This is a genomic window from Cupriavidus sp. UYPR2.512, from assembly GCF_000379565.1.
Taxonomy (GTDB): Bacteria; Pseudomonadota; Gammaproteobacteria; order Burkholderiales; family Burkholderiaceae; genus Cupriavidus.
The window spans coordinates 1-9,130 of the sequence record NZ_KB902879.1; the positions used below are offsets into that span (position 1 = coordinate 1).

Here is a 9,130-nt window from a genome sequence, read left to right on the forward strand (position 1 = left end):
GGGCGGCGGTGCTTGCCGTTTGGGCGTGGTCGCGGTTCGAGCCTGCTAACGCCATGTGAGTGTGGGGCAGTGCCTGCGATAACCGGCTTTTGAACGATCCCCAAGTCGGGCGGCGGCCCGCGCTCTCCAGCGCTATCGCATCAACGCCTTGGGCTGCGCTCCGCGCAAGCGCCCAATGACCGTCAGCGCATGTTGAGCCGGCGCAGCAGCCGTAGGCGTCCCCGCGATGCGGCTGGCAGCAGGCTGCCTACACCCTGCATGGGGATCGTTCAATAGTGGGTTATCGGAGGCACTGTCTCTGACTCACATGGCGTTAGCGGGCTCGAACGGGCAACCACATCGAACGGCAAGCACCGCCGCGGGAACGGGCCAACGCCGAGGAATTGATTGCCAGCCGCACAGGCGACGCGCTCTTTGCCTACTTTCTGTCGCTTGGACAGAAAGTAGGTCGCCGGCTACGCCGGCGAAACAGCCCACGCCTGCCAGGAACCCATCCCCGCAAATCCGAGAAAAGCCCTGCCCGCCGCCAGCGCAAACCAGCCCCACAGCCGGACCACGCCGTCTGACCATCCGACAGCAGCGCTGTACGATGCGTCGAAGGCCCAGCTGGCACGCACGCGCGCACCAGGGCGCACCAGTGCGCGCCCGGCCTGCGCCAGCAGGCAATACCGCCGTGCCAGTCCCGCACTCAGCTCACGCGGAAACCGACCTTCAGCGTGACCTGGTAGTGCGCGATCTTGCCGTTCGTGATGTGGCCGCGCGTTTCCACCACTTCGAACCAGTCGATGTTCTTGATAGTTTCACCGGCCTTGGCAATGGCGCTCTGGATGGCCTGGTCGCAGCCATCGGGTGAAGACCCGACGATCTCGACCAGCTTGTAGGTATGGTTGCTCATATCCCTCTCCTTGGCAGGCGGACCCGCGGGGTTCCATCCATCATAGGCGCGGGTGCGGATAGTCCCAAGGGCAGCGGCGGTGCACCAATGCTGCACCGCATAGCCAGCCGCAGATCCTGTTACACAATCACGCTTTGCCAGTGGCGTATGCGGCTGCTACGCTGCGGACCCGCCCCGACAGCATGCGGCGCGCGGCGCGCGCATGCTGTCATTCACCGACGCAAAGATCCGCCGTGACTTACAGATTCATTCGCCGGGCCGTGCTGGGCCTGGGCCTGGCCGCCGCCGTGTCGGCCTTCACCTCGTTCAGTCCCTTCGCGCTGCTGGCGCACGCCCGGTCGGCTTCCACCTTCGACCAGGTGACCGACACCATCGCCAACAGCATCAGCGAGACCTTCAACGAGGCCGTCGCCAACCACTTTCCCACGCGCGCCGGCAAGCCGGCCCAACCGGCCCAGCCGCCGGATGCGAAGCCGGTGCCGGCCAGGCCCTTTGCCGATGGCAGCGGCTACACGCTGTGCTTCGTGCCCGATGGCGCGAGTTGCCAGGCGCTGCTGGTCAATGCCATCCGCAGCACGCGCCATCGCCTGCTGATCCAGGCCTACTCGTTCACCAGCGCACCGATTGCCGAGGCCGTGGCGCAGGCGCACCGGCGCGGCGTGGACGTGCGCGTGATCCTGGACAAGAGCCAGCAGTCCGAGCGCTATACCAGCGCCACCTACCTCAAGCACGCCGGCGTGCCGGTGGTGATCGACAACAAGCCCGCGATTGCGCACAACAAGGTGATGGTGTTCGACGACCAGGCGGTCTTCACCGGATCGTTCAACTTCACCAAGTCGGCGCAGGAGCGCAACGCCGAGAACGGCATGCTGATCCGCGGCGACGCCGCGGTGGTCAGGGCCTACACCGACAACTGGAACAAGCGCTACCGGCAGTCGCGAGCGTACTGACGACAGCAGCGTGGGGGCGCCCTGCCCTGCACCAGGCGGCGCGCAGTGGCAAACTTGCAGCTTTCCTGTTCAGACCCCTTCCGGAGAGCCTTTCCCATGACAGCCATCCCCGACAGCCAGTGGATCCGCGTTGACACCGCTGCGGGCAGCTTCGATGCCTACCTGAGCCTGCCGCCGGCAGGCGTGCAGCCCGGAGCGCCGGGCATTGTGCTGCTGCAGGAGATCTTCGGCGTGAACGAGCATATCCGCGCCGTGGCGGACCAGTACGCCGCCGACGGCTATGCGGTGCTGGCGCCGGACGTGTTCTGGCGCCAGGCGCCGCGCGTGCAACTGGGCTACGAGGGCGACGACATGGCACGCGCCATGACGCTGCGCAAGGCGGTGGACGTGCCGGCCGCGCTGGACGATATCGCCGCCACGGTGCAGGTGCTGCGCCAGCACACCGGCGCCGGCAAGGTGGCGGCGGTGGGCTATTGCTTCGGCGGCCTGCTGTCGTACCTGAGCGCGGCGCACGGGCTGGTGGACGCGGCCGTGCCCTACTACGGCGGCGGCATCCAGAACCAGCTGCAGGAGGCGGCGAGCATCCGCGTGCCGGTGCAGTTCCACTACGGCGCGCTCGACGCGCACATCCCGCCAGAGGCCGTGCAAGGCGTGCGCGACGCCATGACCGGCAAACCCGGCAGCGAGATCTTCGTCTACGAGGGCGCGGACCACGGCTTCAACTGCTGGGCGCGCGGCACCTACCACCAGCCCAGCGCCGCGCTGGCGCACGGGCGCGCGCTGGTGTTCCTGTCGCAAGCGCTGTAGTCCCACCCCGAGGCGCTGCCGCCTTGCCATGGCCGGGCGGCAGCCTTTATCCTCGGCGCTAGCTTCAAGACTTGCTGGACCCCAAACCATAACAACGGAGACCACCATGCAGTCAGAGCAGCAGCGCGCCCTGCGCAACACCATCCCCGACGCCATTGCCCGTGCCGTGCGGCGCAGCCCGGGCAAGACCGCGATCCGCTTCGGCGATCGGGCCTGGACCTACCGCCAGCTGGATGAGGCCGCGGCCCGCGTGGCCGGCGCGCTGGCGCAATGGGGCCTGCGCCCCGGCGACCGCGTGGCCGCCTTCGGCAAGAACTCCGACGCCTATGTGCTGCTGTGGCTGGCTTGCCTGCGCAGCGGCCTGATCCATGTGCCGGTCAACTTCTCGATGACGCGCGCGGAGGCCGAGTACATTGTCACGCAATCGGGCGCCAGCGCAATCTTTGCCGATCCGGCGCTGGCCGACCGCGTCGACGGCCTGCCCTGCAAGGTCAGCGGCACGCTGCACGGCGGCCATGCTCTGGAAACTTCGCGCGACATCCTCGTCGCTGCAGCCAGTGGCCCCGCCGCACCGGTGTCCGATACGCTGGCGGACGCCACGCCGGCGCAGATCCTGTACACGTCTGGCACCACCTCCGCGCCCAAGGGCGCGGTGCTGACCCACCGCGCACTGCTCGCTGAATACGCCAGCACCATCGCCGCCTGTGATATCCGGGCGTCGGACTACTCGCTGGCCGCGCTGCCGCTGTACCACTCGGCGCAGATGCATGTCTTCCTGATGCCGCTGCTGCTGTGCGGCGGCACCACGCTGATCGCCGACAGCCCCGAGGCCGGCTATTGCCTGCGCACCATCCACGCCGAGGGCATCACCAGCTTCTTCGCGCCGCCCACGGTGTGGATCGCGCTGCTGCGCCATGCGGACTTCGATCCGGCGCGGCTGGGGGCGCTGACCAAGGCCTACTACGGGGCCTCGATCATGCCGGTGCCGGTGCTGCTGGAGCTGCAGCAGAAGCTGCCGGCACTGCGTTTCTACAACTGCAGTACACCCACGGCGCGGTGGCCGAAGCAGCGGTGTTCGCGCTGCCGCACCCGAAGTGGGTCGAGGCGGTGGCCGCCTGCGTGGTGCGCAAGCGCGGCCATGAAGACGCCGCCGAGGAAGCGTTGATCGCCCATGCCCGCCAGGCGCTGGCGCCGTTCAAGGTGCCCAAGCGCATCGTGTTCGTCGCGGACCTGCCGCGCAACACGGCGGGCAAGCTGCTCAAGCGCCAGCTGCGCGAGGACTACGCGCAGCTGTTCGGCACGCAGGCTTAGTACGGCACGGCTACGCCGTTCTCGACCTTGACGCGATCGCCGATGCGCATCTGGTAGGCGTTGGACTGCGTCAGCGTCAGATAGGCGTTGTCGCTGGTGCGCACGCGCACACGGTAGGCCGCGCTCGAGGATCCGGTGCGCTTCTCGACCTCGTTGCCGGCCACCGCGCCGGCCACGGCGCCACCGATGGTGGCCACGGTATTGCCGCGGCCGCCGCCGACCTGGTGGCCCAGCAGCCCGCCCACGATGCCGCCGACCACGGCGCCCGCGCCGCTGGTCGAAGGCGGCTGGCCGGGCACCACCTCGATCGCCTCGACCCAGCCGTAGCGCACGCCATAGGCCTGGTGGTTGTTGCCATAGCTGCCGTCCGGGTATGACTGCTGGGGATACGGCTGCTGGGGATAGGAAGACTGAGGGTATTCCTGCTGGGGATAGCCTTGCTGCGGGTAACCCTGTTGCGGATACCCTTGCTGCGGATACCCCTGCGGGTAGCCCTGCTGCGCCGGGTAGCCGCTGATGGTGGTGCTGCCGCCATAGCCGCTGCTGCCGTAGCCGCTGCTGTTATAGCCGCTGCTGTTATAGCCACCACCGTAGCTGCCGCCGTACCCTCCGCCATAGCCGTTGTCGTAGCCATACGGCGTGGCACACCCGGCCAGCGCACCGGCGCCAAGCACCGCAAGCACAACCGAACGAAGGGGGATGGACATGTCAGGACTCCTGCGCGCTGCGCGTATTGGGGAATGCGCGCGAGTCTAGGGCCGCCGGCGGCCAGCGGGTGTCACCGGAACTTGTGATTGGTAACTGCCTGTAACCGGCTGGCAGTGCCGGCCTGCAGGGGCTCAGCCGCGCTCGGCGCCGTCGTTGTTGAACTGGGTGATACGGGCCACGCGGAAAGCGCCGCGCAGCGATTCCAGCTCGGTCCGGTGCAGCATCGCCAGGCGGTTCAGGTAGCGCTCGCCCTTGGCCAGCAGGTGCACCTGCACTACGCGGCGGTCTTCGGGGTTGAGCCGGCGCTTGACCAGCCCCGCCGCTTCGCAGCGGTTGACCAGCGCCACCACGCCGTGCTGCTTGGCCTGCAGCCGTTCTGCCAGTTCGCCGATCGAGGCCCAGTCCTTGTCGGCACAGCCGCGGATATGCAGCAGCAACAGGTATTGCTGCACGGTCAGCCCTTCCTCGCGCGCCGCATCTTCGGAAAACCGCAGGAAGCGCCGCAACTGGTAGCGGAAATCCGAGAGCGCCTCGAAGTCGGCCTTGGTAAGCGATGTGGATTTCCGGGACGGGGCGGACTTGCTGGGCATAAGGTGGCGAAAAAGCGCAAAGGAGGATGAAAGCGCAGGCACAACGCGCAAGACCACGGGCGCGCGGCCGGTCCCTCCCGCAACCGGGGCGCACGCAATTATAGGGGCCACGCACCGCGCCGCCAGCACAAACCTGTCCGCAAGGTCGCGTGCGCGGCGCACCGTTGCATCGTGCCGGCGTCCGGCTATGGCAGAATCTGTGCGGTTGCAGACACCTTCACCCGTCACCGGAAAACGCACCGATGTTCTCGGAAATCGCTCTCTTCCTGCTGGATACCGTCTTCACCCTGTTCGGCATGGCGCTGTTGCTGCGCGTGTGGATGCAGCTCACGCGGCTGCCTACGCGCAATGCGGTCTCCCAGGGGGTGTTCCAGATCACTGACTGGCTGGTGCGCCCGCTGCGCCGGATCATCCCCGGGTTGGGCGGCATCGACTGGGCCACGGTGGTGGGCGCGTGGCTGACCGCGGTGGTGTTCCTGGTGCTGGTCGCGCTGCTTAGCGGCATCGATTTGCTGGGCTTCCTGCCGGCCATGTTGCTGACCGCCCTGCTTTATGTGCTGAAATGGGCGATCAGCCTGGTGATGTGGGTCACGCTGCTGATGGCGATCCTGTCGTGGGTCAACCCGCATTCGCCGGTCACCCCGGCCATCGACCACCTTACCGCGCCGGTACTGCGCCCGATCCAGCGCGTGGTGCCGCGCCTGGGCGGTTTCGATGTTTCGCCGCTAGTGCTGTTCGTGATCGCGCAGATCCTGCTGATGGTGATCGCGCGGCTGGGCGCCGGCATCTTCGGCATGCACTACTGACCCAGGGGCGGCTCGCCACATTGTCCAGACCCTTGGACAGTGTGTCGAGAATTGACCCTTTTTCTGCCCAGTGTGAAGTCCTACATTACAGGCACCGCGGCGCTTCCGCCACGCACCCTGCCTCAGAAGGACCACACACCATGAAGACCATAGCCCAACGCCGCAGCCTGGCGCTTTCCCTGCTGTGCGCCGCCAGCCTGTCGTTTGCCGCGGCCGCTGCCCACGCCTCCGAACCCGTCTCCGACATCGCCCGCCTGGACGGCAGCATCGCCCACGTCGGCAAGGCCGATCCGTTCCTGGACGGCGCCAGGGTCGGCCGGGCCGATCCGTACACCGATGGCGCCAGGGTCGGCCGGGCCGACCCGTTCACTGACGGCGCCAAGACCACCGACCGCCGCGACGCGTTCACCGACGGCGCCTGAGTCCCTGCCCCTTCCCTTGCCACGGCCCCGGCCGTGGCGGCCCGCCAGCGCCCTCAACCCGCCGGGCGGGCCTCTCCTTCAGCATGCCCGCTCGCGGCTGCTTGCGCCCCCATCCCGCTGTCCAGGCCCGCCTTGGGCTCCAGCTCGGACACCATCATCGATTCGATCGCTTCCATGAAGGCCCGCACCTTGCGCGGCTGCAGCCGCCGGTCCGGCAGCAGCGCGAACACGCGCAGCGGCGGCAGCGGGTAGTCCGGCAGCACGCGCACCAGCCGCCCTTGCGCGATCTCGGCCTCGCAATAAATGACCGACAGCCGGGCGATGCCCAGCCCCGCCAGCGCGCCCTGCAGGCGCAGTTCGGCGTTGTGGGTCTGCATGCGCGGACGGATCGGCACGGATACGGTCTGGCCGTCGGTCTGGCCGTCGGTCTGGCCGTCGCGGGTGAATTCCCAGACGGTGTCGCCGGGCGTGGTCAGCGTCGGCATATTGGCCAGGTCTTCCGGGCGCAACTGCGCCGGCAGGCTGGCCGCCAGCGCCGGCGCGGCAAACAGGCCGCGCTCGACATGGTAGATGCGGCGCGCCACCGTGCCCGAGTCGGGCAGGTCGGTATCGACGACGACGAAGGCCACGTCAAACCCGTCGCGGATCGGGTCGACCAGGCCCTGGGTGATTTCCACGGCAACATCCAGCGCCGGGTGCGCGGCCAGCGTGCGGCAGATCACGCCACCCAGCTGCTGGGCGCCGAACTCATAGGGTGTGGCGATGCGCAGCACGCCCTGCACGCGCTCTTCACGTGCCAGCGTTTCCTGGCGGATCTCGCGCAGCCGCGCAAACAATGGGGCGACATCGCGGTAGACCGCCTTGCCCGCATCCGTGAGCCGCATGCGCCGCGTGGTGCGCTCCAGCAGCTTGGCACCGATGGCGGTTTCCAGCCGCGCCACCGCGGCCGAGACACGCGACTTGGGGCAGTCCAGCTGCTCCGCCGCGGCCGTGAACGTCCCCTGCTCGACCACGCAGCAGAACGCCTCCCAATCATTCCATTGGATTGTTTCGTTCACCGGACAATGTTTCCCTGACAAGCTGTAGTTCCCGACGGCAGGCCTACATTATGCTTGAGCGATGCAACAAACGCCTGTCCCGGCTGGACCGGACGCCCCCGCAGTTCCAGCAGCCCCAGCCCCCGCCGCCGCCCCCACACCCCAGCGCCCGCGCATGCAACTCGCCAGTCACCCGGAAATGGGTCACTGGCGTCTTTCATTGTTCGGCCTGACGCTCGGGCTGGTGACCGGCATCGACTTCTCTTCCACACTGATGATGGGCGTGGCCAGCCAGCATATCCAGGGCGGCGTCGGTGCCGCGCCGGAAGACTATCTGTACGCGATCTCGGCCTACGCCGCCACCGCGGTGCTGATGAACATGGTGCTGGACCAAGTCGCGCGCCGCACCACGTACAAGCGCTTCACCATCGGGTCGCTGCTGGTATTTATCCTGGGCTCGCTGATCTGCGCCGAGTTTGCCAGCCCCACCGGGCTGATCACCGGCAAGGCGGTGCAGGGGCTGGGTGCCGGCGGCCTGTTCGCGGCCTCGCGCATCCTGGTGCAGCTGGTGTCGACGCCGGCCGAGCGCGGCCCGCTGATGCTGCGCTTCGGCGGCGGCGCGTTCTCGATGCTGGCCATCACGCCCTGGCTGACCAGCATCTTCCTGGACGATATCGGCTGGCGCGCGGTGTTCCTGTTCCAGGCCGGCATTGCCCTGCCGGTGCTGCTGTCGGTGGCGCTGACCTACCCGACCCGCGCGCCGCGCGACCCGCATCCGCCGGTATCGACACTGGACTGGCCCGCCGCCATCGCCGCCGCGCTGGGCGCGCTGGTGTTCCTGCACACCCTGCAGGAGATGCGCTATACGCGCTTCTTCAGCTCGCTGGAAATGCCGCTGGCCGCGCTGTGCGGGCTGGCATTGTTCGCCTTCAGCGGCTGGCGGCTGTATCGCCATCCCGACCCATGGATCGACTTCTCGCGCCTGGCCGGGCGCCAGTACCTGTACGGGCTGGGCTTTTACACGCTGTACTACCTGCTCTCGTCGGCCTGGTCGTTCCTGCTGCCGTCGCTCACGCAGACCGGCCTGGGGCTGACCTTCCGCACCACCTGCATGCTGTTGTCGACCAGCGGCACGGTGTCGGCCATCGGCGCCGTCGCCATTACGCTGGCCATGGCGCTGGTTTTCCGCAAGCGGCGCGTGATCGCCATCGGCTTTGTCGTCTACGCCTGCGCGGCGATGCTGCTGTCGCAGCAGCTGATGCCGGGCGCGCCGGATTACGCGCTGGTGCCAGTGGTGCTGCTTGAAGGGCTGACGCCGGTGCTGCTGATGGTGCAGGTGGCGTCGATGACTTAGGAACGAGTGAGAAATAACTTCCCGAAGTGGACCTGGCGTGCGCAAAGCGACGCGGGTAAGATGTGATGCCTCTGGAGGACAAACGATGCAGGCTGGTTACCGGGCTGAGGTTGAAACGCGGATGAAGCGGCTGTACGCGCGCTTGTCGGAGAAGGACCGACGGCGGTATGCGGCTGTGGAGGCGGACAAGCTGGGCCATGGCGGTTTCGAATATATTGCGAAACTGTTTGAAATGGACCCGAAAACAATT

At 67.7% G+C, this 9,130-nt stretch carries 11 protein-coding genes; 7 read left to right on the forward strand and 4 right to left on the reverse strand.

Annotation, left to right across the window (positions count from 1 at the left end; genetic code table 11):
• Positions 1 to 688 precede the first annotated feature (688 nt).
• Positions 689 to 895: a dodecin gene (locus A3A5_RS0107720; RefSeq protein WP_018310031.1), complete on the reverse strand. Its 207-nt coding sequence runs from the start codon at positions 893 to 895 to the stop codon at positions 689 to 691.
• Between the two features lie 233 nt (positions 896 to 1,128).
• On the opposite strand from A3A5_RS0107720, the gene A3A5_RS0107725 reads away from it, so the two are divergent.
• The 4 genes from A3A5_RS0107725 (at position 1,129) to A3A5_RS45580 (ending at position 3,963) form a co-directional block, all read left to right on the forward strand.
• Complete coding sequence (locus tag A3A5_RS0107725; RefSeq protein ID WP_018310032.1) at positions 1,129 to 1,845, forward strand: phospholipase D family protein; 717 nt, start codon at positions 1,129 to 1,131, stop codon at positions 1,843 to 1,845.
• 96 nt (positions 1,846 to 1,941) lie between these two features.
• Complete coding sequence (locus tag A3A5_RS0107730; protein WP_018310033.1) at positions 1,942 to 2,652, forward strand: dienelactone hydrolase family protein; 711 nt, start codon at positions 1,942 to 1,944, stop codon at positions 2,650 to 2,652.
• 106 nt (positions 2,653 to 2,758) lie between these two features.
• Positions 2,759 to 3,817 carry an AMP-binding protein gene (locus tag A3A5_RS37855; RefSeq protein WP_369797763.1) on the forward strand — a complete coding sequence of 353 codons (1,059 nt, stop codon included), beginning with the start codon at positions 2,759 to 2,761 and terminating at the stop codon, positions 3,815 to 3,817.
• Positions 3,724 to 3,963: a hypothetical protein gene (locus tag A3A5_RS45580; RefSeq protein ID WP_369797764.1), complete on the forward strand. Its 240-nt coding sequence runs from the start codon at positions 3,724 to 3,726 to the stop codon at positions 3,961 to 3,963. The genes A3A5_RS37855 and A3A5_RS45580 overlap by 94 nt, the downstream gene beginning before the upstream one ends.
• Here the strand turns inward: A3A5_RS45580 and A3A5_RS0107740 are convergent.
• Both A3A5_RS0107740 and A3A5_RS0107745 read right to left on the reverse strand, forming a co-directional pair.
• The gene (locus A3A5_RS0107740; protein WP_018310034.1) at positions 3,960 to 4,670 is read right to left on the reverse strand and encodes a glycine zipper 2TM domain-containing protein; all 711 of its coding nucleotides are present in this window, start codon (positions 4,668 to 4,670) and stop codon (positions 3,960 to 3,962) included. The two genes, A3A5_RS45580 and A3A5_RS0107740, sit on opposite strands and share 4 nt — an antisense overlap.
• 132 nt (positions 4,671 to 4,802) lie before the next feature.
• On the reverse strand, positions 4,803 to 5,261 hold the full coding sequence (locus A3A5_RS0107745; RefSeq protein ID WP_018310035.1) for a MarR family winged helix-turn-helix transcriptional regulator: 459 nt from the start codon (positions 5,259 to 5,261) through the stop codon (positions 4,803 to 4,805).
• Between the two features lie 242 nt (positions 5,262 to 5,503).
• On the opposite strand from A3A5_RS0107745, the gene A3A5_RS0107750 reads away from it, so the two are divergent.
• On the forward strand, positions 5,504 to 6,067 hold the full coding sequence (locus A3A5_RS0107750) for a YggT family protein (RefSeq protein ID WP_018310036.1): 564 nt from the start codon (positions 5,504 to 5,506) through the stop codon (positions 6,065 to 6,067).
• Positions 6,068 to 6,207: 140 nt separating this feature from the next.
• Entirely contained in the window at positions 6,208 to 6,489 is a 282-nt protein-coding gene (locus A3A5_RS0107755; RefSeq protein WP_018310037.1) for a hypothetical protein, read from the forward strand.
• 53 nt (positions 6,490 to 6,542) lie between these two features.
• On the opposite strand, the gene A3A5_RS0107760 is transcribed toward A3A5_RS0107755, so the two are convergent.
• Positions 6,543 to 7,547, reverse strand: a complete 1,005-nt coding sequence (locus A3A5_RS0107760; protein WP_035812002.1) for a LysR family transcriptional regulator — start codon at positions 7,545 to 7,547, stop codon at positions 6,543 to 6,545.
• 154 nt (positions 7,548 to 7,701) lie between these two features.
• On the opposite strand from A3A5_RS0107760, the gene A3A5_RS37860 reads away from it, so the two are divergent.
• The gene (locus A3A5_RS37860) at positions 7,702 to 8,880 is read left to right on the forward strand and encodes an MFS transporter (protein WP_232431289.1); all 1,179 of its coding nucleotides are present in this window, start codon (positions 7,702 to 7,704) and stop codon (positions 8,878 to 8,880) included.
• The last annotated feature ends 250 nt before the right edge of the window (positions 8,881 to 9,130 follow it).

Bases quoted from the DNA above. Each gene is read 5' to 3' on its own strand.
- A3A5_RS37855 (WP_369797763.1), top strand. From the start codon at position 2,759: ATGCAGTCAGAGCAGCAGCGCGCCCTGCGCAACACCATCCCCGACGCC.
- A3A5_RS0107720 (WP_018310031.1), bottom strand. From the start codon at position 895: ATGAGCAACCATACCTACAAGCTGGTCGAGATCGTCGGGTCTTCACCC.
- A3A5_RS0107750 (WP_018310036.1), top strand. From the start codon at position 5,504: ATGTTCTCGGAAATCGCTCTCTTCCTGCTGGATACCGTCTTCACCCTG.
- A3A5_RS0107730 (WP_018310033.1), top strand. From the start codon at position 1,942: ATGACAGCCATCCCCGACAGCCAGTGGATCCGCGTTGACACCGCTGCG.
- A3A5_RS37860 (WP_232431289.1), top strand. From the start codon at position 7,702: ATGCAACTCGCCAGTCACCCGGAAATGGGTCACTGGCGTCTTTCATTG.
- A3A5_RS0107745 (WP_018310035.1), bottom strand. From the start codon at position 5,261: ATGCCCAGCAAGTCCGCCCCGTCCCGGAAATCCACATCGCTTACCAAG.
- A3A5_RS0107740 (WP_018310034.1), bottom strand. From the start codon at position 4,670: ATGTCCATCCCCCTTCGTTCGGTTGTGCTTGCGGTGCTTGGCGCCGGT.
- A3A5_RS0107755 (WP_018310037.1), top strand. From the start codon at position 6,208: ATGAAGACCATAGCCCAACGCCGCAGCCTGGCGCTTTCCCTGCTGTGC.